This is a genomic window from Streptomyces sp. NPDC033180, assembly GCF_055577645.1.
This window is the reverse complement of record NZ_JBVIPU010000003.1, coordinates 201,617-227,522: the sequence shown is the minus strand read 5'-3', so window position 1 is coordinate 227,522 and position 25,906 is coordinate 201,617. Positions and strand designations below refer to the sequence as shown.

Annotated in this window: 29 protein-coding genes; 15 read left to right on the top strand and 14 right to left on the bottom strand. The window is 69.0% G+C overall.

The genetic code is table 11. The features are described 5' to 3' along the window. Positions 1-80: 80 nt before the first annotated feature. Together ACZ5WE_RS11780 and ACZ5WE_RS11775 are read right to left on the bottom strand one after the other, a co-directional pair. Positions 81-1,202 (bottom strand): lipid II:glycine glycyltransferase FemX, encoded by a 1,122-nt coding sequence (locus tag ACZ5WE_RS11780; protein WP_467685539.1) that lies wholly within the window; start codon positions 1,200-1,202, stop codon positions 81-83. A gap of 146 nt (positions 1,203-1,348) precedes the next feature. Further along, a complete protein-coding gene (locus ACZ5WE_RS11775) occupies positions 1,349-1,660 on the bottom strand; it encodes a hypothetical protein (RefSeq protein ID WP_399395643.1) in 312 nt (103 codons plus the stop codon). Positions 1,661-1,936: 276 nt separating this feature from the next. Between ACZ5WE_RS11775 and rpsF the strand changes: the two genes are divergently transcribed. The 4 genes from rpsF to rplI all read left to right on the top strand — a co-directional run bounded on the left by rpsF (position 1,937) and on the right by rplI (position 3,675). Beyond that, on the top strand, positions 1,937-2,227 hold the full coding sequence (rpsF, locus tag ACZ5WE_RS11770; protein ID WP_006604399.1) for a 30S ribosomal protein S6: 291 nt from the start codon (positions 1,937-1,939) through the stop codon (positions 2,225-2,227). Positions 2,228-2,307: 80 nt separating this feature from the next. Further along, on the top strand, positions 2,308-2,916 hold the full coding sequence (locus ACZ5WE_RS11765; protein WP_467685537.1) for a single-stranded DNA-binding protein: 609 nt from the start codon (positions 2,308-2,310) through the stop codon (positions 2,914-2,916). 57 nt (positions 2,917-2,973) lie between these two features. Beyond that, on the top strand, positions 2,974-3,210 hold the full coding sequence (rpsR, locus tag ACZ5WE_RS11760) for a 30S ribosomal protein S18 (protein WP_003949403.1): 237 nt from the start codon (positions 2,974-2,976) through the stop codon (positions 3,208-3,210). Positions 3,211-3,228: 18 nt separating this feature from the next. Further along, on the top strand, positions 3,229-3,675 hold the full coding sequence (rplI, locus tag ACZ5WE_RS11755) for a 50S ribosomal protein L9 (protein WP_190082966.1): 447 nt from the start codon (positions 3,229-3,231) through the stop codon (positions 3,673-3,675). Positions 3,676-3,806: 131 nt separating this feature from the next. On the opposite strand, the gene ACZ5WE_RS11750 is transcribed toward rplI, so the two are convergent. Beyond that, positions 3,807-5,144 carry an MATE family efflux transporter gene (locus ACZ5WE_RS11750; protein ID WP_467685535.1) on the bottom strand — a complete coding sequence of 446 codons (1,338 nt, stop codon included), beginning with the start codon at positions 5,142-5,144 and terminating at the stop codon, positions 3,807-3,809. Positions 5,145-5,604: 460 nt separating this feature from the next. Here ACZ5WE_RS11750 and dnaB point away from each other — a divergent pair, with 460 nt between their 5' ends. Then, positions 5,605-7,083, top strand: a complete 1,479-nt coding sequence (gene dnaB / locus ACZ5WE_RS11745) for a replicative DNA helicase (protein WP_409058649.1) — start codon at positions 5,605-5,607, stop codon at positions 7,081-7,083. Positions 7,084-7,106: 23 nt separating this feature from the next. Here the strand turns inward: dnaB and pdxR are convergent, their stop codons facing one another. Continuing rightward, the gene (gene pdxR, locus ACZ5WE_RS11740) at positions 7,107-8,666 is read right to left on the bottom strand and encodes a MocR-like pyridoxine biosynthesis transcription factor PdxR (protein WP_467685533.1); all 1,560 of its coding nucleotides are present in this window, start codon (positions 8,664-8,666) and stop codon (positions 7,107-7,109) included. Positions 8,667-8,694: 28 nt separating this feature from the next. Here pdxR and ACZ5WE_RS11735 point away from each other — a divergent pair, with 28 nt between their 5' ends. Together ACZ5WE_RS11735 and ACZ5WE_RS11730 are read left to right on the top strand one after the other, a co-directional pair. Next, a complete protein-coding gene (locus ACZ5WE_RS11735) occupies positions 8,695-9,570 on the top strand; it encodes a methyltransferase domain-containing protein (RefSeq protein ID WP_467685531.1) in 876 nt (291 codons plus the stop codon). Positions 9,571-9,625: 55 nt separating this feature from the next. Then, on the top strand, positions 9,626-11,008 hold the full coding sequence (locus ACZ5WE_RS11730; protein WP_467685529.1) for a serine hydrolase domain-containing protein: 1,383 nt from the start codon (positions 9,626-9,628) through the stop codon (positions 11,006-11,008). Positions 11,009-11,090: 82 nt separating this feature from the next. Here ACZ5WE_RS11730 and ACZ5WE_RS11725 read toward each other — a convergent pair whose 3' ends face one another. Both ACZ5WE_RS11725 and ACZ5WE_RS11720 read right to left on the bottom strand, forming a co-directional pair. Then, positions 11,091-11,543 carry a GNAT family N-acetyltransferase gene (locus ACZ5WE_RS11725; protein ID WP_467685527.1) on the bottom strand — a complete coding sequence of 151 codons (453 nt, stop codon included), beginning with the start codon at positions 11,541-11,543 and terminating at the stop codon, positions 11,091-11,093. 65 nt (positions 11,544-11,608) lie between these two features. Then, the gene (locus ACZ5WE_RS11720; RefSeq protein ID WP_467685525.1) at positions 11,609-12,067 is read right to left on the bottom strand and encodes a MarR family winged helix-turn-helix transcriptional regulator; all 459 of its coding nucleotides are present in this window, start codon (positions 12,065-12,067) and stop codon (positions 11,609-11,611) included. Positions 12,068-12,209: 142 nt separating this feature from the next. On the opposite strand from ACZ5WE_RS11720, the gene ACZ5WE_RS11715 reads away from it, so the two are divergent. Both ACZ5WE_RS11715 and ACZ5WE_RS11710 read left to right on the top strand, forming a co-directional pair. Next, positions 12,210-13,418, top strand: a complete 1,209-nt coding sequence (locus ACZ5WE_RS11715) for an MFS transporter (protein ID WP_467685523.1) — start codon at positions 12,210-12,212, stop codon at positions 13,416-13,418. A gap of 70 nt (positions 13,419-13,488) precedes the next feature. Further along, complete coding sequence (locus tag ACZ5WE_RS11710) at positions 13,489-13,914, top strand: GlcG/HbpS family heme-binding protein (RefSeq protein ID WP_467685521.1); 426 nt, start codon at positions 13,489-13,491, stop codon at positions 13,912-13,914. A gap of 125 nt (positions 13,915-14,039) precedes the next feature. Here ACZ5WE_RS11710 and ACZ5WE_RS11705 read toward each other — a convergent pair whose 3' ends face one another. Together ACZ5WE_RS11705 and ACZ5WE_RS11700 are read right to left on the bottom strand one after the other, a co-directional pair. After that, positions 14,040-14,909 carry a GNAT family N-acetyltransferase gene (locus ACZ5WE_RS11705; RefSeq protein WP_467685520.1) on the bottom strand — a complete coding sequence of 290 codons (870 nt, stop codon included), beginning with the start codon at positions 14,907-14,909 and terminating at the stop codon, positions 14,040-14,042. 5 nt (positions 14,910-14,914) lie between these two features. Further along, entirely contained in the window at positions 14,915-15,466 is a 552-nt protein-coding gene (locus ACZ5WE_RS11700; RefSeq protein ID WP_467685518.1) for a DUF2269 domain-containing protein, read from the bottom strand. 76 nt (positions 15,467-15,542) lie between these two features. On the opposite strand from ACZ5WE_RS11700, the gene ACZ5WE_RS11695 reads away from it, so the two are divergent. Beyond that, positions 15,543-16,175 (top strand): HAD family hydrolase, encoded by a 633-nt coding sequence (locus tag ACZ5WE_RS11695; protein WP_467685516.1) that lies wholly within the window; start codon positions 15,543-15,545, stop codon positions 16,173-16,175. A 393-nt stretch (positions 16,176-16,568) separates the two neighbouring features. Next, complete coding sequence (locus ACZ5WE_RS11690) at positions 16,569-18,191, top strand: globin domain-containing protein (protein WP_467685514.1); 1,623 nt, start codon at positions 16,569-16,571, stop codon at positions 18,189-18,191. 52 nt (positions 18,192-18,243) lie between these two features. Here ACZ5WE_RS11690 and ACZ5WE_RS11685 read toward each other — a convergent pair whose 3' ends face one another. From ACZ5WE_RS11685 to ACZ5WE_RS11665, 5 genes are all read right to left on the bottom strand, one after another. Next, on the bottom strand, positions 18,244-18,726 hold the full coding sequence (locus ACZ5WE_RS11685; RefSeq protein WP_467685512.1) for an NUDIX domain-containing protein: 483 nt from the start codon (positions 18,724-18,726) through the stop codon (positions 18,244-18,246). A 59-nt stretch (positions 18,727-18,785) separates the two neighbouring features. Continuing rightward, positions 18,786-19,691 carry a LysR family transcriptional regulator gene (locus ACZ5WE_RS11680; RefSeq protein WP_467685510.1) on the bottom strand — a complete coding sequence of 302 codons (906 nt, stop codon included), beginning with the start codon at positions 19,689-19,691 and terminating at the stop codon, positions 18,786-18,788. 227 nt (positions 19,692-19,918) lie between these two features. Further along, positions 19,919-21,124 carry a cystathionine gamma-lyase gene (locus ACZ5WE_RS11675; protein WP_467685508.1) on the bottom strand — a complete coding sequence of 402 codons (1,206 nt, stop codon included), beginning with the start codon at positions 21,122-21,124 and terminating at the stop codon, positions 19,919-19,921. Further along, positions 21,121-21,618: a low molecular weight protein-tyrosine-phosphatase gene (locus tag ACZ5WE_RS11670; protein WP_467685506.1), complete on the bottom strand. Its 498-nt coding sequence runs from the start codon at positions 21,616-21,618 to the stop codon at positions 21,121-21,123. Before ACZ5WE_RS11670 ends, ACZ5WE_RS11675 begins: the two co-directional genes overlap by 4 nt. A gap of 9 nt (positions 21,619-21,627) precedes the next feature. Further along, the gene (locus ACZ5WE_RS11665) at positions 21,628-22,008 is read right to left on the bottom strand and encodes a phage holin family protein (RefSeq protein WP_453691806.1); all 381 of its coding nucleotides are present in this window, start codon (positions 22,006-22,008) and stop codon (positions 21,628-21,630) included. 71 nt (positions 22,009-22,079) lie between these two features. Between ACZ5WE_RS11665 and ACZ5WE_RS11660 the strand changes: the two genes are divergently transcribed. The 4 genes from ACZ5WE_RS11660 to ACZ5WE_RS11645 all read left to right on the top strand — a co-directional run bounded on the left by ACZ5WE_RS11660 (position 22,080) and on the right by ACZ5WE_RS11645 (position 24,361). Then, on the top strand, positions 22,080-22,397 hold the full coding sequence (locus tag ACZ5WE_RS11660; RefSeq protein ID WP_467685504.1) for a cupin domain-containing protein: 318 nt from the start codon (positions 22,080-22,082) through the stop codon (positions 22,395-22,397). Positions 22,398-22,585: 188 nt separating this feature from the next. Next, a complete protein-coding gene (locus ACZ5WE_RS11655) occupies positions 22,586-22,807 on the top strand; it encodes a DUF5326 family protein (protein WP_249588932.1) in 222 nt (73 codons plus the stop codon). A gap of 252 nt (positions 22,808-23,059) precedes the next feature. Then, positions 23,060-23,821, top strand: a complete 762-nt coding sequence (locus ACZ5WE_RS11650; RefSeq protein ID WP_467686233.1) for an IclR family transcriptional regulator — start codon at positions 23,060-23,062, stop codon at positions 23,819-23,821. 102 nt (positions 23,822-23,923) lie between these two features. Next, positions 23,924-24,361, top strand: coding sequence for an SsgA family sporulation/cell division regulator (locus tag ACZ5WE_RS11645; RefSeq protein ID WP_467685502.1), 438 nt, complete (start codon positions 23,924-23,926; stop codon positions 24,359-24,361). Positions 24,362-24,494: 133 nt separating this feature from the next. Here the strand turns inward: ACZ5WE_RS11645 and ACZ5WE_RS11640 are convergent, their stop codons facing one another. Continuing rightward, the gene (locus tag ACZ5WE_RS11640) at positions 24,495-25,892 is read right to left on the bottom strand and encodes a YibE/F family protein (RefSeq protein ID WP_467685500.1); all 1,398 of its coding nucleotides are present in this window, start codon (positions 25,890-25,892) and stop codon (positions 24,495-24,497) included. Between the last annotated feature and the right edge of the window lie 14 nt (positions 25,893-25,906).

The window sequence follows — 25,906 nt, the reverse complement described above, 5'->3', positions numbered from 1 at the left end:
CGGAACCTTTCTCGTGGCTGCGGTGTATCAGAGGTATGAAGACTATTTGGGGCAGTGCGAATTGTGCCGGGGCGGTGCGGTCAGCGTCGCGACATGTAGATGTCGAGCGCCTTGTGGAGCAGCTTGTTCAGCGGGAAGTCCCACTCGCCGATGTACTCGACAGCCTCTCCACCCGTGCCCACCTTGAACTGAATCAGTCCGAAGAGATGGTCCGTCTCGTCCAGAGAGTCGGAGATGCCCCGCAAGTCATAGACGGTGGCGCCGAGCGCGTAGGCGTCCCGGAGCATCCGCCACTGCATCGCGTTCGAGGGCCTGACCTCGCGGCCGATGTTGTCGGAGGCGCCGTAGGAGTACCAGACGTGCCCGCCGACGACGAGCATCGTCGCCGCGGACAGGTTCACGCCGTTGTGCCGCGCGAAGTACAGCCGCATGCGGTTGGGGTCCTCGGAGTTGAGGGTCCGCCACATCTGCTGGAAGTAACCGAGCGGCCGCGGACGGAACTTGTCGCGGACCGCGGTGATCTCGTACAGACGCTGCCATTCGGCGAGGTCCTCGTAGCCGCCCTGGACGACCTCGACGCCGGCCTTCTCGGCCTTCTTGATATTGCGTCGCCACAGCTGGTTGAAGCCCTTGAGAACCTCGTCCAAGGAGCGGTTGGCCAGCGGCACTTGGAACACATAACGCGGCTGCACGTCACCGAAGCCGGCGCCGCCGTCCTCGCCCTGCTGCCAGCCCATCTTCCGCAGGCGGTCGGAGACTTCGAAGGCACGCGGCTCGATGTGCGTGGCCTCGACGTCCCGCAGCCGCTTCACGTCCGGGTTCTGGATGCCGGACTTGATCGCGGGAGCGTCCCAGCGCCGGATGACGACCGGCGGGCCCATCTTCACGGAGAAGGCGCCCTGCCGCTTCAGATGCGCGAGCATCGGCTGCAGCCAGTCGTCCAGGTTCGGCGCGTACCAGTTGATGACCGGACCCTCGGGGAGGTAGGCGAGGTAGCGCTTGACCTTGGGCAGCTGCCGGTAGAGCACCAGGCCCGCGCCGACGAGTTCGCCGGTCCGGTCGTCGAACCAGCCCAGGTTCTCCGAACGCCATTCACTCTTCACATCCGCCCATGCCGGGACCTGGCAATGACTTGCCGACGGCAGGCTCTGGATATACGCCAGATGCTGCTCGCGACTGATGGTCCTCAGGGTCAGACTCATTCGGGGCGCTCCTCGGGCTGGTGTGTCCCCATGGGTACAGGGGCTCCGGCTCTCGCGCCGAAGCCTACTGTGCCCCGAGAGCGCCCCGTCTGGGCGTACGGAACCTTGACCCCCGCCCTATGCGCGGCGGGGGCGTCGAGGGATGGCTACCAAAGCCCGCCGAAGAGTCCGCCGTGGGCCATACCCAGGAAGAATCCGACCGCTGATGCTCCGAGGCCGAGGATCAGGCCGAAGCGCTCGCGGGTCGTCTCGGAGATGAACTGTCCCCACGCACCCGTGGCGATCCCCACCAGGCCGGCCCAGGAACTGAGCAGGTGGAGGTTGTGGAACATCGCCGTGACGAAGGCGATCGCACCCAGGATCAGGGTCACGCCGAGCAGCGTGTCCTGCATGGGATGGGCCTTGCCGTCCGTGGCGAAGAGAGAGCCGGCGGTGTTCGGTCGCAATGTCTGTGCCATAAGGCACCTCCTGCGGAAGGCGGCGCACTGTAGCGCCATACACACCCGATGTGTACAGATTCTGCCCTTCCCCGGCCGGATTTCAACCGGAAGCCCAGGTGCGGGTACTCTGTACCGTCTGCACCGGTGTCTGCCCAGGCCATGGCAGGGACTCCCGATCGGTCTACTGATCGGGGAGCCCGATTGTCAGTGGCTGCCGATACCGTTGCGTACGCATCACGACCCTCCTGCCACGGAACGACCGTGGCCGCTGAGTCCAAAGGAGGTGGGTTCCACATGCGTCACTACGAAGTGATGGTCATCCTCGACCCCGATCTCGAGGAGCGCGCTGTCTCCCCGTTGATCGAGAACTTCCTCTCCGTCGTCCGTGAGGGCAACGGAAAGGTCGAAAAGGTCGACACCTGGGGCCGTCGTCGTCTCTCGTACGAGATCAAGAAGAAGCCCGAGGGCATCTACTCGGTCATCGACCTGCAGGCCGAGCCTGCGGTCGTCAAGGAGCTCGACCGCCAGATGAACCTGAACGAGTCGGTCCTCCGGACCAAGGTCCTCCGTCCCGAGACCCACTGAGCTTCCCCGCTCAGCGGCACTCGGGATCCGAGTAGCAGCAGCAAAAGCAGCCAGCAGCAAACCCGCCGAGAGGTTCCCCCATGGCAGGCGAGACCGTCATCACGGTTGTCGGCAATCTTGTCGACGACCCCGAGCTGCGCTTCACCCCGTCCGGTGCGGCGGTCGCGAAGTTCCGTGTCGCGTCCACTCCCCGCACCTTCGACCGTCAGACCAATGAGTGGAAGGACGGCGAGAGCCTCTTCCTCACCTGCTCGGTCTGGCGTCAGGCGGCGGAGAACGTCGCGGAGTCGCTTCAGCGAGGCATGCGCGTCGTCGTGCAGGGCCGGCTGAAGCAGCGGTCCTACGAAGACCGTGAGGGCATCAAGCGCACGGTCTACGAGCTGGACGTCGAGGAAGTCGGCGCCAGCTTGAAGAACGCCACGGCCAAGGTCACCAAGACCACCGGCCGAGGCGGCCAGGGCGGCGGATTCGGCGGCGGTGGCGGCGGCGGCCAGCAGGGCGGCGGCAACTGGGGCGGCGGCTCCGGTGGCGGTCAGCAGCAGGGCGGCGGCGGTGCTCCCGCCGACGACCCCTGGGCGACCGGTGCGCCGGCCGGCGGCGGTCAGCAGGGCGGCGGCGGTGGCTGGGGCGGAAGCTCCGGCGGCTCCGGCGGCTCTGGCGGCGGCTACTCGGACGAGCCCCCCTTCTAGGCCTCAGGGCCAAGGGTGGGCCGATCCCACACTTCTTGATCACACAGGAGAAACACCATGGCGAAGCCGCCTGTGCGCAAGCCTAAGAAGAAGGTCTGCGCATTCTGCAAGGACAAGGTCACGTACGTGGACTACAAGGACACGAACATGCTGCGGAAGTTCATTTCCGACCGCGGCAAGATCCGTGCCCGCCGCGTGACCGGCAACTGCACGCAGCACCAGCGTGACGTCGCCACGGCCGTGAAGAACAGCCGTGAGATGGCGCTGCTGCCCTACACGTCCACCGCGCGATAAGGGAAGGGTGACCGACTAATGAAGATCATCCTCACCCACGAGGTCTCCGGCCTCGGTGCCGCCGGCGAGGTCGTAGACGTCAAGGACGGCTACGCCCGCAACTACCTGATCCCGCGGAACTTTGCGATCCGCTGGACCAAGGGTGGCGAAAAGGACGTCGAGCAGATCCGTCGTGCTCGCAAGATCCACGAGATCGCGACCATCGAGCAGGCCAACGAGGTCAAGGCCAAGCTCGAGGGCGTCAAGGTCCGTCTGGCCGTCCGCTCCGGCGACGCCGGTCGTCTCTTCGGTTCCGTCACCCCGGCTGACGTCGCTTCGGCGATCGAGGCCGCCGGTGGTCCGAAGATCGACAAGCGCCGCGTCGAGCTGGGCTCGCCGATCAAGACGCTGGGCGCCCACGCGACGTCCGTGCGTCTGCACCCCGAGGTTGCCGCTCAGGTCAACATCGAGGTCGTCTCCGCCTAAGCACTGCGCTTGGCAGGGCTGAAGCACACGTTGGGCCGCACCCTCAGGGTGCGGCCCAACGTGTTTCACGGACGTTGTTTCACGGACGCGGTTTCACGTGAAACAGAGGCGGGGGAATCAGCCGGTCAGGCTCAGCGGGTGGCGCCGGTGACGATCCAGTGGCCGGAGCGTGTGCGCAGCCAGAGGGTCACCATGCGGACCGCCATCATCAGGGTCATCGCTGCCCACACAGCGGTCAGCCCACCGCCGAGGGTCGGCACGAGAAGGGCCACCGGAGCGAAGACCGCCAGCGTGGCAAGCATCGCCCAGGCCAGATACGGGCCGTCTCCCGCACCCATCAGTACGCCGTCGAGGACGTAGACGATGCCGCAGACCGGCTGGGAGATGGCCACCACCACAAGGGCGGGCAGGGCTGCGTCCTGGACCACGGAGTCGCTGGAGAAAAGCGGGACGAACAGTGGCCGGGCGAGGACGACCAGCACGCCGAGCACGACTCCCGATGCGATGCCCCACTGCACCATGCGGCGACAGACATCGCGTGCGCCCTGGGAATCGTTCGCACCCAAGTAGCGGCCGATGATCGCCTGGCCGGCGATGGCGATGGCGTCGAGCGCGAAGGCCAGCAGGCTCCACAGGGACAGGATGATCTGGTGGGCGGCCACATCCGCGTCGCCGAGACGGGCCGCCACCGCGGTCGCGATCATCAGGATCGCCCGCAGCGAGAGCGTACGGACGAGGAGCGGTGCGCCGGCTTGGGCGCAGGCTCTGATGCCGGCGGCGTCGGGACGCAGGGAGGCGCCGTGGCGTCTGGCTCCGCGGACGACGACGAAGAGGTACACGGCGGCCATCGCCCACTGGGCGATGACGGTGCCCCAGGCGGAGCCTGCGATGCCGAGGCCGGCGCCGTAGACGAGGGCCACGTTGAGGACGCCGTTGGCGACGAAGCCGCCGATCGCCACGTACAGCGGGGTCTTGGTGTCCTGCAGTCCGCGCAGGACACCGGTGGAGGCGAGCACGACGAGCATGGCGGGGATGCCGAGCGAGGAGAGGCGGAGGTATGTGATCGCGTACGGGGCCGCGGTGTCCGATGCGCCGAAGAGCTCCACGAGCGCGGGTGCGGTGGGAAGGACGACGGCGATGACGGCGGCGCCGAGCAGGAGGGCCAGCCAGATGCCGTCCATGCCCTGACGGATGGCGGCCTGGAGATCTCCGGCGCCCACCCGGCGGGCCACGGCGGCCGTGGTCGCGTAGGCGAGGAAGACGAAGATACTCACGGCGGTGGTGAGGAGCGCCGAGGCGACGCCGAGTCCGGCCAGTTGTGCGGTGCCGAGGTGGCCCACGATGGCGCTGTCGGCCATCACGAAGAGAGGCTCGGCGACGAGTGCGCCGAAGGCGGGAACGGCGAGGGCGATGATCTCTCGGTCATGCTGTCGCCGAGCGGCCTTGGTCGCCGCGGGAGCCTGTGTCATGGACACCAATCTAATCTTCCACAGGTAAGCGATGCAATGCCTCTAAGACCCTTACCTGGTCTCAAGTCGGACACTCTTCGGGGCGCTGTTCGGCAGGAACTTGGGCTGACTGGGGAAGTTTTTCTTCTGCACAGCCGGTGGATGCGAAACTCGCAGGTCAGAGTGTGTTTGTCGAGAAGGTTGAGTGCTTGTTCACAGGCCTGTCCACCGGGCCGTGCACAGGTTTGGCGGGGTTCTCCACAGCAACGCGCCCGTCATCCACACCGCCTGTGGATAACCAGATTGGCTGACGGTGGCCACGGGCCTACCGTGGGGCGGCGCCCCCCTCGTGATCCTGCCTCGGAAAGCCCGTAAATCCGACGCGCCAGAACCGGAGTTGGGCCGCTTATTTGTCAGTGTCGTGCCGTAAGAAAGAGGGGCACGGCGAGGTCCGCGCGGCGGACGTGAGGGAGGTGGCCCGGTGAGTATTTCCGAGCCCTTGGACGACCCCTGGGCCGACAGCGGTCCCAGTGACCGTCTGCCCGCCTCCCGACAGCGCCGCGATGGAGGCAGAGGCCGCGACGAGCAGCACGAGCGCGGCCGAGAAGGCGGTGGCTGGGACGGCGGTGGCACCGCCTTCGAGCGCGTACCGCCGCAGGACCTCGATGCCGAGCAGTCGGTTCTCGGCGGCATGTTGCTGTCCAAGGACGCCATCGCCGATGTCGTCGAAGTGCTCAAGGGCCACGACTTCTACCGGCCCGCGCACGAGACGATCTACACGGCGATCCTCGACCTGTACGCCAAGGGGGAGCCGGCCGACCCGATCACCGCGGCGGCCGAGCTCACCAAGCGCGGCGAGATCACCAAGGTCGGCGGAGCATCGTATCTGCACACGCTGGTGCAGACGGTGCCGACGGCGGCCAACGCCGAGTACTACGCGGAGATCGTCCACGAGCGGGCGGTCCTGCGTCGCCTCGTCGAGGCGGGAACACGCATCACACAGATGGGATACGCGGCCGACGGCGACGTGGACGAGATCGTCAACAGCGCCCAGGCCGAGATCTACGCCGTCACCGAGCAGCGCACCAGCGAGGACTATCTGCCGCTCGGCGACATCATGGAGGGCGCGCTCGACGAGATCGAGGCGATCGGTTCGCGCAGCGGGGAGATGACCGGTGTGCCGACGGGCTTCACCGACTTCGACTCGCTGACGAACGGCCTGCACCCGGGCCAGATGATCGTCATCGCGGCCCGCCCCGCCATGGGTAAGTCCACGCTGGCGCTCGACTTCGCGCGCGCCGCGTCCATCAAGCACAACCTGCCCAGCGTCATCTTCTCCCTGGAAATGGGGCGCAACGAGATCGCGATGCGTCTGCTGTCCGCGGAGGCACGGGTGGCGCTGCACCACATGCGCTCCGGCACGATGACGGACGAGGACTGGACGCGGCTCGCGCGCCGGATGCCCGAGGTCTCGGCGGCGCCGCTCTACATCGACGACTCCCCGAACCTGTCGATGATGGAGATCCGCGCCAAGTGCCGCCGTCTCAAGCAGCGCAGCGACATCAAGATGGTGATCATCGACTATCTGCAGCTGATGCAGTCCGGTGGTTCCAAGCGCGCCGAGAGCCGCCAGCAAGAGGTCTCGGACATGTCGCGAAACCTGAAGCTCCTGGCCAAGGAGCTCGAGGTCCCGGTCATCGCGCTCTCGCAGCTGAACCGTGGTCCCGAGCAGCGCACGGACAAGAAGCCCCAGGTCTCCGACCTGCGTGAATCCGGCTCGATCGAGCAGGACGCGGACATGGTGATCCTGCTGCACCGCGAGGACGCGTACGAGAAGGAGTCACCGCGCGCGGGCGAGGCGGACATCATCGTGGGCAAGCACCGTAACGGCCCGACGGCGACGATCACGGTCGCCTTCCAGGGGCACTACTCGCGCTTCGTGGACATGGCGCAGACCTAGCAGGCGGCGTTTCCGGCGGTACGTCACGCCAGGTGCCGCAAGGTCTCGCCGAGGGTTGCCATGCCTTCGGCGATGTCAGTGGCGGTGGGAGCGGCGTAGCCGAGCACCAGGCCGGGGCGGTGCGGCCGTTGGCTGTGCCAGGACAGGGGCTGGACCTTCACACCGCGGGTCAGGGCAGCCGCCGCGAGGTCGGTGTCGCGGAAGCCGGCGTCAAAGGTGATCGTCAGGTGCAGGCCCGCCGCGGCGCCGTGCACGACGGCCTGCGGCAGATGCGTTCTCACCGCGGCGATCATCGCGTCCCTGCGGTGGCGGTGGCGGCCGCGCAGGAGGCGCAACTGGCGTTCCAGGGCGCCCGATTCCATCAGGTGCGCAAGGACGAGCTGGGGCAGTACGGCGTTGCCGAGGTCGGCGAAACGCTTCGCGCCGACCAGCGCGTCCCGGTACCGCGGCGGCGCGAGGACCCATCCGATGCGCAGTGCCGGAGCCAGCAGCTTGGACACGCTCCCGGCGTAGCAGACGTGCTCGGCGAGCAGGGAGCGCAGGGCGGGCACCGGAGCGCGGTCGTAGCGGTGCTCGGCGTCGTAGTCGTCCTCGATGATCAGGCCGTCGCGCTCGGTGGCCCAGCGCATCAGGTCACGCCGCCGCTCACCCCCGAGCACTACGCCCGTCGGGAACTGGTGTGCCGGAGTCAGCAGCACCGCAGAAGCGTCCGTGGCCCGCAGTTCGTCGACGCGAATGCCCTCGGCGTCGACCGGCACCGGCGGGGTGGCGAGGCCGCCGTTGCGCAGATGCTGGCGGGCACCGAGCGACCCGGGGTCCTCCACGGCCACCGCGCGGAGACCGTCGCCGTGCAGCACCTGGCCGAGCAGGGTGAGGGTCTGGGCGGTGCCGGCGGCGATGAGGACATCACCCGGGTCGGCGCGGATGCCCCGGTTGCGGGCCAGCCAGTCGGCGACGGCTATGCGCAGCGCCTCGGCCCCGCGAGGGTCTCCGTAACCGAAGGCGGACGCCGAAAGGTCCTTGAGTACGGTGCGTTCGGCGCGAAGCCAGGCGGCGCGGGGGAACGCGGCGAGGTCGGGTGTCCCAGGCGAGAGATCGATCCGGGCCGGGGTGGCTCGCAGCGCGTCGAAGATGTCCGTGCCCGGCGGGGTGGCGAATGGGGCGGCCGTGGTCGGCACGAGCGGGCCCACGGGCGCGTGGGGCCTGGTTTTCGCCGGTGCGGCGACCACCACGGTGCCGTTCCGGCCGCGCCCGGCGACGTGTCCGTCCTCGCTCAGGCGCTGGTAGGCCTCGGTGATCAGGCCGCGGGAGACGCGGAGTTCACCCGCAAGGACGCGGGTGGCCGGGAGGCTGCTGCCGACCGGCAGGCGTCCGTCCGCTATCGCGAGGCGCAGGTGCCGGGCCAGCCAGTCCGCGCGGCCACCCGTCGGGGCCTCGTCGATGTTCAGCTGGAGGAAGTCCGCGCCGACCGCCGACTCGTATGTTGCGGGCTCTTGGGCAGGGAACCCCGCCCCGTGCGGGCTGGGGACCTCCGCCCCGTGCGGTATGGACCGGTCAGCGGCGCTGTCATTGGACCTGTTCACCGGGCCATAGTGACAGCAGGGTGAAGTCATGCAGACAGCAGCAACCGCAGCCGCCGACACCACCACAACGACATCGGATCCCGCCGCCCGACCGGGAGTTGACTACGTCCATGGATACTCGCACCAGGAGGCCCGACGGCTGGGGGACCAGGCGGACACCCTGGCCGCGCTGCTGCACGACGGCACGGCGTACCCGGCGGGGAGCCGGGTCCTTGAGGTCGGATGCGGGGTCGGAGCCCAGACCGTCCATCTGATCGACTCCAGCCCCGGGGCCCACTTCATGGCCGTCGACCGGTCGGCGGACTCACTGGCGAAGGCCATCGCCCGCGTGACGGCACACGCGCCCGTCGCGCACGTGCGATGGCGCCGTGCCGACCTCTTCGCTCTCCCGTTTCCAGACGCCGAGTTCGACCACATCTTCGTCTGCTTCGTCCTGGAGCATCTGGCAGCGGCCCAGCGGGCGCTCGCGGGACTGCGGCGGCTACTACGGCCCGGCGGGACCATCACCGTGATCGAAGGGGACCACGGGTCGGCGCTCTTCCATCCCGACAGCGCCTACGCCCGTGCGGCGATCGACTGCCTGGTTCAGCTCCAGGCCGACGGCGGGGGAAACGCTCTGCTCGGGCGGCAGCTGCAACCGCTCCTCACACAGGCCGGCTTCGACGGCGTCCGGGTGCGGCCTCGCACCGTCTACGCGGACCGGACTCGGCCCGAGCTGGTCGAAGGCTTCACCCGCAGCACGTTCATCGCCATGATCGAATCCGTCAGGGGTGACGCGCTGGCCTCGTCCCTCATCACCGAGGCCGACTGGGACCGCGGGATCGCCGATCTGCGCAGGACCGCGGACGACGGCGGGACCTTCCACTACACGTTCTTCAAGGCCACGGGTACGCGTCCCGCGTAGCGCGGTCGCGCCGAATTCGCTCGACGCACGGCCTCTGTGAAGGTGGACTGGGGCCATGACATCACCGCATGAAGAGTTGCTGCCCACCACCCGCCGAGCCCTGCTGCACCGCGTCGCCACCGCTCAGGCGGAGGGGAGGGCGCCTTCGCTCGTCGCCTCGGTTCTCAGGGACGGCGAGTTGGTGTGGACCGCGGGGCGCACCTGTGTCGAGGGGCACGCACCGGATGAGAACGTCCAGTACCGCATCGGCTCGATCACCAAGACCTTCACCGCCGTACTGGTGATGCGGCTGCGCGACGAGGGTGCCCTCGACCTCTCCGACGCCCTGGAGAAGCACCTTCCGGGAACGGCCGCGGGGGATGTCACCATCGCGGAACTCCTCGCGCACACCAGCGGGTTGGCGGCCGAGACCCCCGGTGAATGGTGGGAGCGTACGCCCGCGTCGCAGCGCCCCGCGCTCGGGGACGTCCTTGGCGAGCAGCCCTTCAAGCACCCCACCGGACGTCGGTTCCACTACTCCAACCCCGGCTACACGCTGCTCGGTTCGCTGGTCGAGGCGCTGCGGGGCGACTCCTGGGAAGCCGTCCTGCGCCGCGAGGTTCTGGAGCCGCTGGGCCTGGACCGTACGAGCGCGCAACCGCAGGCCCCGCACGCCGGTGGCTGGGCCGTCCATCCATGGGCGGACGTGATGATGCCCGAACCGGCCGAGGACCTGGGCCTCATGGCTCCGGCCGGGCAGCTGTGGTCCACCACGGCGGATCTGGGGCGCCTCGCCGCCTTCCTTCTGGAGGGCGACGACCGGGTCCTGTCCGCCGATTCGGTACGGGAGATGCGGGCGCCGACGTCACCTCTGCCTCCGGGGAACTGGGACGTGACGTACGGCCTGGGGACGCAGCTGATCCGTGGGGACGGGTGCACCTATGTCGGCCACGGGGGCTCCCTGCCGGGCTTCATGGCCGGGCTGTGGGCGAGCGCGGAGGACGGCCTGGTGGCGGTCACGCTGACCAACTGCACCTCCGGTCCTGCCGTGACGGCCTTGGCTTTCGACCTGCTGAAGATCGTGACGGAGGCCGAGCCGCGTATCCCCGAGGCGTGGCGCCCCCTGCCCGAGCTGGACGAGGGGCTGCTGGAGCTGGCGGGACCCTGGTACTGGGGGACGAGTACCTTCGTGCTGCGTCCGCAGGCCGGGGGAGCACTCGATCTGTCGCCCCTCGCGAGCGGGGGCCGCGGCTCGCGATTCGCGCCGAACGGCGACGGCGCCTGGACCGGGCTCGACGGCTATTTCGCCGGGGAGCAGCTGCGGGCGGTGCGGCGGCCTGACGGGTCGGTGAGCCATCTCGACCTGGGGTCGTTCTTCTTCACCCGGGAGCCGTACGACGCGGGGGCACCCGTGCCGGGTGGGGTGGACCCGGAGGGGTGGCGCGGGCTCCCCAAGTAGGGCTCTGTTTATAGGCCGCTGGGCGTCGTGTTTCACGTGAAACACGACGCCCAGCGGCGCGTACGGCCCGTCAACGGCAGCTTCAGAGCTGCAGTTTGAAGCCCACATGTGATGCCGTGAACCCGAGCCGCTCGTAGAAGCGGCGGGCGTCGGTGCGGGAGGCATCGGAGGTCAGTTGCACCAACTGGCAGCCCTGTCGCCGCGATTCATCGACGGCCCACTCGATGAAGCGGGTGCCGAGACCGCCGCCTCGCTCGTCGGCGTGGACGCGTACGCCCTCGATGATCGACCGAAGCGCCCCCTTCCGGGACAGGCCCGGAACAATCGTGAGCTGCAGTGTGCCGACGACGCGTCCCTCGCGCACGGCGACGACCTGGTGCTGGTTCGGGTCCGCGGCGAGGCGTTCGAACGCGGTGAGGTACGGAGTGAGGTCGTCCGGTGACTCGCGCGTACTGCCCAGGGGGTCGTCGGCGAGCATCTCCACGATGGCGGGGATGTCGTCGGCGACAGCCGGGCGTATCTCAAGATCTCCCATGCACGCAGCCTATGCAGGCAACCGCCTGTCGGGCGGGGCGGGCCGACTCCGAAGCCACAGGGGACCTACGCCGGGACCCGCACCGCTTCCACGGCCCTGACCAGCGGGGCAATCTCGGGGTTCAGCGCCGCCTCGTCGAGTGCCTCGCGCAGCGCGGCGTCATTGGTGGGGCGTGCCTCGGCGAGGAGTGCGGCGCCCAACTCGCTGACGTCTGTGTAAATGCCGCGGCGGTCGGTCGGGCACAGATAGCGGGACAACAACTCGCGGTCCTCGAGCCGGGTGACCAGACGCGTGGTGGCGCTCTGGCTGAGTACGACGGCGTCGGCGACCTGCTTCATCTGCAGATGGCCGCCCTCACCGTCGTGCTGGCGGCTGAGGACATCCAGCAGGGAGTACTCGCGGACGCTCAGGCCGTGCTTGGCCTGCAGGGCGCGCTCGATGTGGGCCTCGATCTTCCCGTGGAGCAGGGAGAGCGCGCACCAGCCCTGCGCAAGGGCGGTCAGTGCGGGGTCCGTCGCTGTCATGGCTCTTGTTCCTCCGTCCCGGAGCTGCTGCAGACCAGGATAGTCCACCGATGCAATATCCAGCGGTTGCAAGTAACCCGCGTATGCAACTATTGTGAATGCAAGCTAAGCGCACCTGCAACCGCCTTTGGAAGGTAGAACCATGCCTCTCGCGCTACTGGCCCTCGCGATCGGGGCCTTCGGAATCGGGACCACAGAGTTCGTGATCATGGGACTGCTCCCTGAGGTCGCGGGTGACTTCGGCGTCTCCATCCCCACGGCCGGTCTGCTCGTGACCGGCTACGCACTCGGCGTCGTGCTCGGCGCTCCCCTGATGACGGTCCTTGGCACCCGTATCTCGCGCAAGCGGATGCTGATGCTGCTCATGGGCCTGTTCATCGCGGGCAATCTGCTCTCCGCCGTGGCCCCGGTCTTCGGCGTCATGCTGGCGGGCCGTGTCGTCGCCTCGCTCGCCCACGGTGCCTTCTTCGGCATCGGCTCGGTCGTCGCGGCCGAACTGGTCGCGCCGGAGAAGAAGGCCGGGGCCATCGCCATGATGTTCACGGGCCTGACCGTGGCCAACGTGGTCGGTGTGCCGCTCGGCACGCTCGTCGGGCAGACCCTCGGCTGGCGCACCACCTTCGCCATCGTCGCGGGGCTCGGCGTCATCGGCCTGGCCGGTATCGCCAAGCTCGTTCCTGACCTGCCCAAGCCCGAAGGCGTACGGCTGCGCCACGAGCTGGCCGCGTTCCGCAACGTGCAGGTGCTGCTCGCCATGGCGATGACGATCCTCGGCTTCGGCGGAGTCTTCGCGGCCGTCACCTACCTCGCTCCGATGATGACGGACGTCGCCGGTTACGCGGACTCCTCCGTGACCTGGCTTCTCGTCCTCTTCGGGCTCGGCATGGTCGCCGGCAACCTGATCGGCGGCAAGTTCGCGGACCGCGCCCTGATGCCGCTGCTCTACATCTCGCTGAGCGCGCTGGCCGTCGTGCTCGCCCTCTTCACCCTCACCGCGCACAACAAGATCGCGGCAGCTGTGACCATCACCCTGATCGGCGCCCTGGGCTTCGCCACCGTGCCGCCGCTGCAGAAGAGGGTGCTCGACCAGGCCTCGGGCGCACCCACGCTCGCCTCGGCCATGAACATCGGCGCCTTCAACCTCGGCAACGCGCTCTCGGCCTGGCTCGGCGGCCTCGTGATCTCCGCGGGCCTCGGCTACACCGCCCCGAACTGGGTGGGAGCGGTCCTCGCGGGTTCCGCGCTCCTCCTGGCCGTCGTCTCGGCCACGCTCGAGCGCCGCGCGACCGCTCCGAGCCGGGTCGTCGCGGGCGTGGCCCCCGTCGAGCAGGCGACGCCCGTCCACCACTGATCCCTCCAGCCCTCCCGGCAACTGCCTTCTCTGACCCCCTCATCAGCACCACCGCACAAGGAGAAACCCCATGAGCACCACCACCCCCGCCGTCGCCCCCTTGACCACGCAGGACGCCGAGGCGCTCGTCAGCGCGGCCCGCCGCGCGGCCGAAGCATCCGATGTCACGGTCAGCGTCACCGTTCTTGACGCGGGCGGCCATCTGCTCGCCTTCCGGCGCGACGACCGGGCCGTACTGATCTCCGGCGAGACCAGCACCCGTAAGGCGTACACGGCGCTCCAGCTCAACGCCCCGACCGCCGACCTCGTCGACCTGGTCAAGCCCGAGGGCCCCTTCCACACCCTGCCCACCGCCCTCGACCGGCCGCTGCTCTTCATCGCCGGTGGCGTTCCGGTCCACCGTGACGGCCGGCTGATCGGCTCCATCGGTGTCGGCGGCGGAGCGCCCGAGCAGGACCACGGGTTCGCGACGGCGGCGGTGGAGGCCCTCGCCTAGTACGACACCGCGTGAGTAGTACGGCACCGCGCGAGAGAACAGGACGAAGGCCCGCCCCCAAGTACCGAGAACCATCCGGTGTTTGGGGGCGGGCCTCGTGTTCGGCGGCGGACCTCTGCGAGCGGTCAGCCGGCCGCGACTGTCAGCGGCGCGAAGCGACGGGTCCAGTCGCCGGGCAGCTCGGGGGTGCCGTACGTCATCACGGCATTGAAGGCGGTCGGCGCGAGGCCGCGCTCCTTCACCCAGCCGAGCAGCTCTTCGTGGCGTACGTCGATGTCGGTGCGCAGCGGCCGGTCCGAGCCGGCGGCGAGCGAGGCGATCAAGGCCTGAGCCGTCGCCGTGTCCGGGGCGATCAGAGGACCGATGACATGGGTCTCCATGTTCGGCCAGGCACCCGCGTAGCCCGTGATCGTGCCGTCCGCCTCCGCGACCCGCAGCTGGTCGACGAAGGCGGGAAGCCGGGTGAGTACGTGCGTGCGATCGAGGCCGAAGACCTCGGTGTCGAGCCGGACGATCGCGGGCAGGTCCTCCGCGGTCGCCGGCCGGGTGGCGACCCCGGGCAGCGGGCCGCCGGGTGTGAACCGGCCGCGGACCATCTCGGCGCGGCCGGTGGTCTTGAAACCGAGCTGCTCGTAGAGGGCGCGGCCGTCCGGCGTCGCATGAAGGGTGAGCGGGGTGGTGCCCGCCCCCTCGAGGACGAACCGCATCAGACGGCGGCCGAGGCCCTTGCGGGCGTGTCGCTCGGCGACGAGGACCATGCCGATCGCTCCGAGGGCGGGGCGCTCATATGGTCCGTACTCGGTCACCACGCAGGCGGCGATGAGGCCGGTGCCGTCGGGGTCGTCGATGCCGTAACCCGTACCGGCCGAGAGCAGTAGCCCCCATTTGTGGTCCTCGCGTGGCCAGCCTCGATCCTGCGACAGGTCGGCGCAGGCGGTGAGATCACGGAGGGTCAGCCGGCGGATGGGCAGAGCGGAGAGGGTAGGTGTCGACACTCGGCTCAGGCTGTCTGACGCATGACCTTGGCGTCCACCGGTTTGTGGGCAGAAGCACGTTTGTTTTGGCCGCGCTGCTTCCGGCCACGGCGGGTCAGGCCCCAGGGCTTGAGCACCGAGACGACCGTCATGAAGAGATAGGCGCTCAGGGAGACGATGGGGCCGGCGATCAGCCCGGTCGGGTCCGTCACCGGGTCGCCGGCGGACACGGTGGCGACCGTGTCGTTGATGCCCGGACGCAGCGCGAACGCCGAAGCGGCGGTGGTGGCCAGGGTCAGCCAGAACTTCGTGTAGACCCAGCGGTGCTTGGCGAGTCCCCAGGGAGTACCGAGGGACAGCAGCAGACCGCTCAGCAGGGTGAGCAGCGCGAGCGGGAGCACCAGCCAGTCCGCGAAGAGTTTCATGGAGCGGGCGGCGGCCTCGGTCACCGAGGCGGAATCGGTGGTGATGGCCGCGAAAGCAAGCGCGAGCAGGCCGAGCGTGAGCCCGAGCCAGCCTGCGGCGGCGATGACATGGACGACGAGGGTGGCCCGGCGAGCGGGGCGGCTTAGTTTCACGTGAAACACGCTGCCGGGAGCGGCGACGGAAGGCGTCTTACAGCGGGAGTAACCGCGGGTACTAGCCTCGGCGTACATGGCACGTCTTCACCTCTTCGACCTGGACGGAACGCTGCTGCACGGCACGGCGGCCCCCGTGGAGATCTCGCGCCAGCTCGGCCTCGATGCGGAGATCGCCGAGCTGGAACGGGACTTCGTGGCACAGCGGATCGACTCGCCGCAGTACGCGGCCCGTGTGCACGCCCTGTGGGCGGATCTCACGGACATACAGGTCACCGCCGCCTTCGACGGGGCGCCGTGGCTGAGGGGAATCCGGGAAACCTGGGCCGAGATCCGGGAGGGCGGCGACTACTGCGCGGTGATCTCGCTGTCGCCGTCGTTCTTCGTGGAGCGGCTGCTGGGCTGGGGTGCGCATGCGGCGCACGGGTCGCGTTTCCCCTCCGTGCCGTTCACGGAGCCGGTGAATCCGACGGGCATTCTCAATGCCGCGGCCAAGGTGAAGATCGCGGACCGGCTCTGTGAAGAGTTCGGGGTGGGGTGGTCCGATTGCATCGCTTATGGCGACTCGCTCTCGGACCTGGAGCTGTTCGGAGCGGTGCCTGTCTCGGTCGCTGTCAATGCGGATCAGCGGCTGGTCGGGCTCGCCACCCACTCTTATGTCGGGCGTGATCTGCGTAAGGCGTATGAATTGGTCCGCGGCGCCCGGTAATTGGGGCAATTGGCGGGCGCCGGTCGCTGAATTCCCGGTGAAGGGCGGCGGGACTTGTGCGCCGGACGGCTGCCGGTATGGTCGAGTCCGGTTCGCGCCGGGTGCGTCTCAGCGCATCCCTGGGGGCACAGACGGAGGTCAACGCAGCCTAACGGGGCGAAGAGATCGAAGACCTGAACTTTCCGTTATGCGACCGGTGTGACGCGAAGGGGTGGGACGCTGCGGTGAGATGACTGCGGGCAATGTCACATTTATTACCTACTTGTCCGTAGGGTCCGGTAATCCGAGGTTCAATGTGGCCACATTGGCTGCCGAGGCAGAGCGGGGAAAGTAAGCGGCTTCCTACAGGGAAGTGCACGGACCGACTGAGAGATGTTCGAGGCGAGGCACAGCATGGACGCTCCGACCACCACGTCGGCGGGCAACGGTACTTCCGGCGACAGCGGCGGTGGAGGCGGGTGGTTCACCCCACGGAAGGCACCGAAGCCGTCGGAGGGCGGCGAGCAGCCGACACCGCCCGAGGCCGGTGAGCCGGAGGCGACCGAGGGACGTCGGGTATCCGCGATACGCCCGGTGGGCAGGCCCGGCGCGGCTGCGCCCGAACAGGAGGCCCGGCCCGCGCCCGAACCCGAACGCGCCGCCCAGGAACGAATACCGGCAGCCCGGGAAGCCGCAGCGCAGGCCCCCGCTCAGGCCGCAGCGCAGGCCCCCGCTCAGGCCGCAGCGCAGGCCCCCGCTCAGGCCGCAGCCCAGAGCGCGCCTCGGGCCGTACAGCAGAGCGCCCCTCAGGCCCCGCCCCGCAGCGCCCCCCAGTCCCCGACCCCCAGCGCCCCTCAGGCCGCCCCCGCACCCCACCCCGAGCCGCGCTCCGAGCGCGTACCGGAACCGCGGAAGCCCTCCCCCACGGGTTCCCCCGACGCGATGCGCGTCCAGCGCACGATGGCTGAAATAGGCCCCGTCGCCGACAAGGTGACCTCGTACTTCTACGCGCTGCTCTTCACCCGGCACCCCGACCTGCGCCCCCTGTTCCCCGCCGCGATGGACACCCAGCGCGACCGGCTGCTCAAGGCGCTGCTGACCGCGGCCGAGCACATCGACCACGCCGACGTACTCACCGCGTATCTGAAGAACCTCGGGCGTGGTCACCGCAAATACGGCACCCGGCCCGAGCACTATCCGGCCGTCGGCGAGTGCCTGATCGGCTCGCTCAGCCGCTACGCGAGCGCGATCTGGGACGAGGAGACCGAGGCCGCCTGGGTGCGGACGTACACGACGATCTCCCAGATCATGATCGACGCGGCCGCCGCGGATGAACTGCGTGCCCCTGCCTGGTGGTTCGCCGAGGTCGTCTCGCACGACCTCAGGACGCCCGACATCGCTGTCGTCACCGTCCGCCCCGACCAGCCCTATCCCTTCCTGGCAGGCCAGTACACGAGCCTGGAGACGCCTTGGTGGCCGCGGATCTGGCGGCACTACTCGTTCGCGTCGGCGCCGCGTTCCGACGGGCTGCTCTCGTTCCATGTGAAGGCCGTCCCCGCCGGCTGGGTCTCCAACGCCCTGGTGCACCACGCACGCCCCGGCGATGTGCTGCGCCTCGGGGCGCCCGCCGGTTCGATGACCGTCGACCACACCACCGACAGCGGCTTGCTCTGTCTGGGCGGCGGCACCGGCATCGCCCCCATCAAGGCGCTCGTCGAGGACGTCGCCGAGCACGGTGAGCGGCGACCGGTCGAGGTGTTCTACGGCGCCCGCACCGACCACGACCTGTACGACATCGACACGATGCTGCGGCTCCAGCAGACCCATCCCTGGCTCTCGGTCCGCCCGGTCGTCGACGGCCACGCCCAACTCCCGGACGCCGTGCGCGAGTACGGCCCCTGGAACGAGTACGACGCCTATCTCTCGGGCCCGCCCGGCATGATCCGCAGCGGGGTGGACGCGCTGCGGGACGTCGGCATCCCGGCAGGACGCATCCGCCACGACTCCGTGGAGGAACTGGTCGCCGCGGGCGACTAGCCCGGCTCTGGGACGTACCTCCGGTTAGTCCAGTGCTGGGGTGTACGTCCGGCTAGCCCAGATCAGGGGCGTGCATCGCGCGTACGCCCTCGATGTTGCCGTCCAGGTAGTGCCGCAGCGACAGCGGTACGAGGTGGACGGAGGCGATCCCGACCCGGGTGAAGGGCACGTGGACGATCTCGTACTCGCCGCACGGCTCGTCGATCTCCGGACCGTGCCGCAGCGAGGCGTCCATGGACTCCAGGCGGCAGACGAAGAAGTGCTGGACTTTGACGCCGGTGGCGCCACCGTCCTCGCCGATGTGCTCGACGGTGTCCACGAAGCAGGGCACCACGTCGGAGATCTTGGCGCCGAGCTCCTCGTGCACCTCACGATGGAGCGCGTCGACGACAGTCGTGTCCTCCGGCTCCACACCGCCACCGGGGGTGAGCCAGTAAGGATCGACGCCGGGCTTGGTCCGCTTGATCAGGATCAGGTCGTCGCCATCGAGCAGGACGGCGCGTGCGGTGCGCTTGACCACGGGTCGGACGGTCATGGGAGGAATGTGGCCCGGACTGTTCCACGTGAAACATCGTGAATCAGCCGGAGTCCCGCTCAAGCCCAGTCGACGGCAGCATGCAGCAGCCACTCGTGCGCCCGCGCGATGTGCGGCATCGCGAGCGTGCCGGTGCGTACGACGAGGAAATACGTGCGCAGAGGGGGCACCGCCGGGTCCAGCAGGGCCACGACCTCGCCACTCTTCAAAGCGGACGCACAGAGATAGCGCGGCAGCACGGCGAGCCCCGCGCCGGCGGCGACGCAGGCGAGCACCGCCCGCAGGTCCGGCACAATGACGGCGCCGGATGCGGCCGGACGGGTGTCGAAGACGGCGGCCCAGTAGCGGGCGACCAGCGGCAGCGACTCGTGCACCTCCACCACGGGCAGGTTCTCCAGCACCGACGCGCCCTTGCGACGCAGCTTGCCGGGGCCGATGTGGGACGCCCAGCGCGGGCCCGCGACCAGAACGTGCTCCTCGTCGCAGAGCGGCGTCGCGGTGAGCAGTGCGCCGCGCGGCCTGATGGTGGTGATGGCCAGGTCGTGATGCCCGGCCGAGAGCCCTTCTAGAACCTCCTCGGCATTGCCGAACGAAGCCCGTAGCGCGAAGCGTTGCCCGTCCTGCCCGGTCAGCGTGGTGAGGGCGGGCATCGCGCGTGCCGCGGTGAACTCCGGTGGCCCCGCGAGGTGGAGGGTGCGTACCGAAGAGTCCTCTTCGAGCCCCGTCTCGGCGATCTCCACCAGGGCGTCGAGATGTGGGGCGGCTTTGTGGGCGAGCTCGTCCCCGATGGTGGTGGGGGTCACTCCGCGCGCCTGGCGCAGGAACAAGGGGCGGCCCAGCTGCCGCTCAAGGGTCCGTATCTGCGAGGTGACGGCGGGCTGGGACAGGCCGAGCAGGGCTGCCGCACGCGTGAAGGACCCGGCCCGGTGCACGGTCACAAACGTGCGCAGCAGGGCCAGATCCACGGCGATGCCCTCCCCTCCCGGCCCTCGGGCCGCGCCCAACTATAAATATGTCGATAGGTCTCTGTCGCTACTGTGATTGGACACTGACACAGAGTCAACTAGCCTGGTTCGCGCGGTTCTTAGCGCGCAGAACCGGGACGGTCCGAGCCACGAGGGGGGAGGCTCGGACCGTTCGTTGTGCGTAGCCCGGTACTAGTCGGGAGCGGTCCGCACGCACGCAGGGGCCGTCAGTCCGCCGACTCGTCCAGCGCGCGCAGCACGTCCGCGACCAGGTCATTGCGGTCCTCGGACCCGGCGGAGAGGCGGATGAAGCCCTCCGCGACGGCGTCCCCGCCCCAGCGTCCACGCCGCTCCGCGGTGGAACGCACCCCGCCGAAGCTCGTCGCGTCGTCCACCAGACGCAGGGCGTCGAGGAAACGGTCGGCGCGCGCGCGTGAGGGCAGCGTGAAGGAGACCACGCACCCGAAGCGCCGCATCTGCTGCGAGGCGATCTTGTGCGACGGGTCGTCGGGCAGCCCCGGGTAGCGGAGCCCGGTCACCTCGCCGCGGACGCGCAGCGCCTCGGCCAGGGCCAGGGCGTTGGCGTTCTGGCGCTCGGCGCGCAGCTGGAGCGTGGCGAGCGAGCGGTGCGCGAGCCAGGCCTCCATCGGCCCCGGGATGGCCCCGACGATCTTGCGCCAACGCCGCACGGAGGCGGTCAACTCCGCGTCGCGGCACGCGACGTACCCCAGGAGGATGTCGCCGTGGCCGGTGAGCATCTTGGTGCCGCTGGCCACGGAGAAGTCCGCGCCGAGTTCGAGGGGGCGCTGGCCGAGCGGGGTGGCCAGGGTGTTGTCGACCGCCACGAGGGCTCCACGCGCGTGTGCCGCGTCGGCGAGGCGCCGCACGTCGCACACGTCGAGGCCCGGGTTCGACGGCGTCTCGATCCACAGCAGCTTGGCGCCGTCCAGAACGTCGAGCTGGGCGTCGCCGCCGGTCGGAGCGGTGCGCACCTCGATGCCGTACGCGGTGAGCTGCTCCCTGACCAGGGGCAGCGCCTGATAGCCGTCGTCCGGCAGGACCACCGCGTCACCGGCGCGCAGCTGCGAGAAGAGCACCGCCGAGATGGCGGCCATCCCGGAGGCGAAGACCAGGGTCTCGACGTCCGCGCCTGCGGTTCCGTCACGGCCCGTGCCCTCACCCTCACCCTCACCCGGCGCCTCGAGTTCGCCGATGGCCTGCTCGAGAAGCGTCCAGGTCGGGTTGTCGTCCCGCCCGTAGGTGTACGGGCCGGTGGGATCGCCCGGCAGGTGGAAGTGTGCGGCGAACACCGGCCCCGGGAGGGTCGGCTCGTGCTTCACCGGCTCGGGGAGACCGGCCCGCACCGCTCTCGTGCCGTCGCCCATCCCGGTGCCCGTTCCCGCGCCTGCGGCTATCGATGCGGAGTCCGTCATGCCGCCCGCCCTTCCCTTGCTTCGCGTACTGCGTCGAGCAGGCCATCGCTCGCCGCCTGAACCATTCTCAGGCACATGTCGAACCCCTCGTCGTCGCCGTAGTACGGGTCGGGGACTTCCAGGTCGCCGAGCCCGGCGGCCACGGGGTCGTACGAGCGCAGCAGCCGCACCTTGTCCGCGTCGGCCGGTGTGGGCGCGAGGCGGCGCAGGGTCCTGTGGTGCCCGGAGTCCAGGGCGATCACCAGGTCGAGCCGGGAGAACCAGGAGACCTGGAAACGGCGCGCTACGTGATCGCTCTCGTAACCGGCTGCCTCCAGGACAGAGACGGTGCGCGGATCGGCGCCGTCCCCGTCATGCCAGCCGTCGGTGCCCGCACTGTCCACGTCGACGAGGCCGCCGAGCCCGGCCTCGTCGACCCGGGCGCGGAAGACGGATGCGGCCATGGGGGACCGGCAGATGTTGCCGGTGCAGACGAAGCACACGGAGAAGGCCACGGGGCGGGCTCAGTCCTTGTCGTCGGGCAGGACGACGTTCATCGCCCAGGACACGATCGAGATGATCAGGCCGCCCAGGACGGCGGTCCAGAACCCCTCGACGTGGAAGCTCACATCGAGCTTGTCCGCCAGCCACGACGTGAGCAGCAGCATCAGGGCGTTGACCACCAGCGTGATCAGGCCGAGGGTCAGGATGAACAGCGGGAAGGTGAGCACCTTCACGACCGGCTTGACCAGGAAGTTCACCAGGCCGAAAAGCAGTGCGACGACGATCAGCGTGAGCGTCTTCTTGCCCGTGCTGTCGCCGGTCAGCGTGATCTTGTCGAGGAGCCACACGGCGACGGCCAGGGCCGCCGCGTTGGCGATCGTCTTGACTACGAAATTCTTCATGTGTCTGATCGTTGCAGACGGACGGCCAGAGCGGTCGGACCGCTGGCTGGGGCAAGGGGCGTACGAGGACGATGAAGGCATTCCGGCTGGATGAACTGGAGACGGAGCGTGCCGCGAACGACGGCGCGTATCTGCAGTTTCTGCGCGAGCGGAACATGTCGGTCGGGCTGTACGCGCTCGACGCCGGGGAGTCCGATCCGCAGCAGCCTCACCAGCAGGACGAGGTGTACATGATCGTCAGCGGCCGGGCGGCGATCACGGTCGGCATGGAAACCACCCAAGTCGCGCGCGGCAGCGTGGTGTACGTGCCGGCCGGGGTGGCCCACAAGTTCCACCACATCAGCGAGGACCTGCGGGTGCTCGTCGTCTTCTCGCCCCCGGAGGGCTGAGTCCCGCGCTGCCGACCCTTGCAGGGCTGATCCGCTACGCCCCAGGGCTGACTTCTCGGGGCTGCGACCTCGGGGTTCCCTAGGGGGCGGATCAGGGGAGGACAAGGGGTGCGAGGCCCCCGTCGGGCCCTCCGCCGCCCTAGCATCGAATGCAAGAAGTAGGACGGATGCGGAGAGAGGTAAGGACGATGGCAGCGCAGGAGATCTTCTCGGGATTGCCGTGGTGGGTGAAGTGGATCGCGGTGCCGGTCATCGCCTTGGTCGTGTTCGGCGGCTTGATAGCGAGTGTTGTGGGATTCGTGGTCGGCCTCCTGTTCAAGGCACTGATTTTCGTCGCCTTGGTGGGTGGACTCATCTACGTCGTACGGAAGTTCATATCCGGCTCGACCTCTTCGCGCAGCGATTGGTGACTTCTCACAACAGTTCGCTCGGGCGGGGGAAGTTTCCTGGTGCGGCGCCTTAGGCCGGCAGCCAACGGTTAGAGTCCGAAAACCGACGCGGGGTGAGCCCCGCGTACGGGCGCACTGCGCTCCCACCCGTGTATCCCCGGGCACGGGCGGAGCCCCCACGCGTTTCGGGAGTGAACCTTGGCCACGGTTGACGCCGCACCCGCCGACATCTCGTCCAACGACCCTCCGTACGCGGCGTCGCCGACCGGTTCGGTGTCAAGTGTTGCCGCGCCGACTCTCATTGGCTCGGTCCAGCGGGCGATGCGCCTGCTGGAGGCCGCCGCTGACCATCAGGAGGGGGCGCCCGCCAAGCAGTTGGCTCGGGAGGCCGGGCTCGCACTGCCCACGGCGTATCACCTGCTGCGCACCCTGACGCACGAGGGCTATCTGCGGCGGGAGAAGGGCGTGTTCGTGCTCGGCGAGGCGGCCGAGAGGCTGAGTGCGAGCGGGGCGCAGCAGAATCGTCGTGGCTTGATCGACGAGGCCCTGGAGCACTGGCGCGACGCCATCGGCGCACCGGTGTACTTCGCCGTCTACCGCGAGGGTGAGATCGAGGTCGTGGGCGTCGCGGACACGCCCGGGAATCCGGCGGTTGAGGAGTGGGCGGACTTCCGCGAGACCGGACACGCCCATGCGATCGGGCAATGTCTGCTCGCCCAACTCGACGACGAACAGCGGCAGGACCACATCTCCCGCTATCCGGTCCAGTCGATCACTCGCTACTCGGTCCGTGACGACCGGAGTTTCATCCGCCGCCTGGACGCGATGGGCCGGATGAAGCCCGTGGTGGAGCGGCAGGAGTACGCGTTGGGAACGGTCTGCGCCGCGATTCCGATCACCGCGGGCAACACGGCGGCCACAATAGCGATTTCCGTTCCGGCCTATCAGGCGGACCGGCTACTGCCCGCCGCGGAGCAGTTGCAGCATGAGATCGGAAAGCTGTTGGGGACACTCGCCTTCTCTATCAGCATCTGAAAACTCACTCCTTGTGATCTGATGTGTACGTTAAGCAAGATGCCATGAGTGTCAGGGAGTTGGTTCCTGGCCAGTCGAGCTTTAGCGACGGGGTAGGCGGCGATGCACGAGTCGGTCCAGGCAGAGGTCATGATGAGCTTCCTAGTTTCCGAGGAGTTGTCGTTTCGCATCCCGGTGGAGCTGCGTTATGAAACCGGCGATCCCTATGCCGTACGGCTGACCTTCCACCTCCCCGGAGACGCCCCTGTGACCTGGGCCTTCGGGCGTGAGCTGCTGGTCGACGGGGTGGGCGGGGCATGCGGTGACGGGGATGTGCACATCGCCCCCACCGATCCCGAGCTGCTTGACGAGGTGCTCATCCGGCTTCAGGTCGGCCCGGACCATGCGCTGTTCCGGGTGGGGATTTTGCCGCTGCTCGCCTTCCTCGACCGTACGGACAAGCTGGTCCCGCTGGGGCAGGAGCGGGCGCTCGCCGACTTCGAGACGCACCTGGACGAAGCGCTGGACCGGATCCTCGCCGAGGAGCAGAGCGCGGGCTGACCCACGCGAGCCAAGAGGCACACCAGTACGGCAGATTGGTGCATTTCGTGGCATCGGCCGCTCGGGCCGTGCGGGCCGTGCGGGGCCGCCGTCCGCGTCGGCCTCTCAGGCAAAGGCCGCGCCCAGGGCCTGCCTAGGCCTTGCGGCGGCGGCCCTTTCCGCCGCGGCTCTGCTTGGCGGCGGGGGTGGCGCCGCTCCCGGGTCCGCCCGTGCTCGCCGTCCCGCCCGCGGCCACTGTCCGGCCCGCGGGGGTCGAGCGGTCGGCCGAGACCACCAGGGCCGCGAGCGCGGTCGTCACCGGTACGGAGGCGACCAGGCCGATCGAGCCGACCAGGGTGCGCACGATCTCCTCGGCGACCAGCTCGCTGTTGGCCACCGTGCCCACGCTGCTCTGGGCGATCGAGAAGAGCAGAAGGAGGGGCAGCGCGGCGCCCGCGTAGGCCAGGACCAGGGTGTTGACGACCGAGGCGATGTGATCGCGGCCGATGCGGATGGCGGCGCCGTACAGACCGCGCCAGCCCATCGTGGGGTTGGCCTGATGCAGTTCCCAGACCGCGGACGTCTGCGTCACCGTCACGTCGTCGAGCACGCCGAGCGAGCCGATGATGACGCCGGCCAGCAGCAGACCGCTCATGTCGATGGACGGATACAGGCCGTGGATCAAGCCGGTGTTGTCGTCCGTGTTGCCGGTCAGGGAGGCCCAGCCGATGAACAGCGAGCCGAGGAGGCCGATGAGGAGCAGCGAGATCAGCGTGCCGAGGACCGCGACCGACGTACGCGCCGTAAGGCCGTGGCACAGATAGAGCGCGATCAGCATGATGGCGCTGGCCCCGATCACCGCCACGACCAGCGGGTTCGAGCCCTGGAGGATCGCGGGCAGGATGAAGAACGTCAGGACCAGGAAGCTCAACGCCAGGGCGATCAGGGCCATGAGACCGCGCAGCCGTCCCACCACGACCACGGCGAGCGCGAAGATCCCGGCGAGCAGCGCCATGGGGAACTTCCGGTTCACGTCGGTGACCGAGTACTGCAGCGCCTCGGGAGCCGTGGGCTCATAGGCGACCACCACCTGCTGGCCCTGGCGCAACTGCCGCGGTGAGTCCGGCTGGACGATCTCGGTGAAGGTGCGGCCCTTGTCCTTGCCGCTGGTCACCTCGATCGTGGCCTTCTTGCAGATGCCCTCCGCGCGGGACTGCGCGGACTGTCCCTCGGCGGTCGAGGTGTCGCCGTTGGGCGGGGTCTGTGAGGCGTTCACGTCCTTGCAGGGAAGCTCCTGCACCTTCGTCACGTCGGCCGACTGGGTCTGCCGGTCGAAGCCGACTCCGGTGCGCTCGTGGCCCGGAGCGCCACCGGGCCAGAACACCGCGAGCCCCACGACCACCGCCGTGGCGAAAGGAATCAGCACGGCGGCGATGACCTTGCGCAGATGCTTGGAGACGGGGGCGGCTGGACCGTGGCTGTGGGAGTGGCCATGCGGGTCCGGAGGCACGTTCGGGACGGGCGGCTGGGACGGCGGCTGTGTGGTGGTCACTGCCCGATCATCGC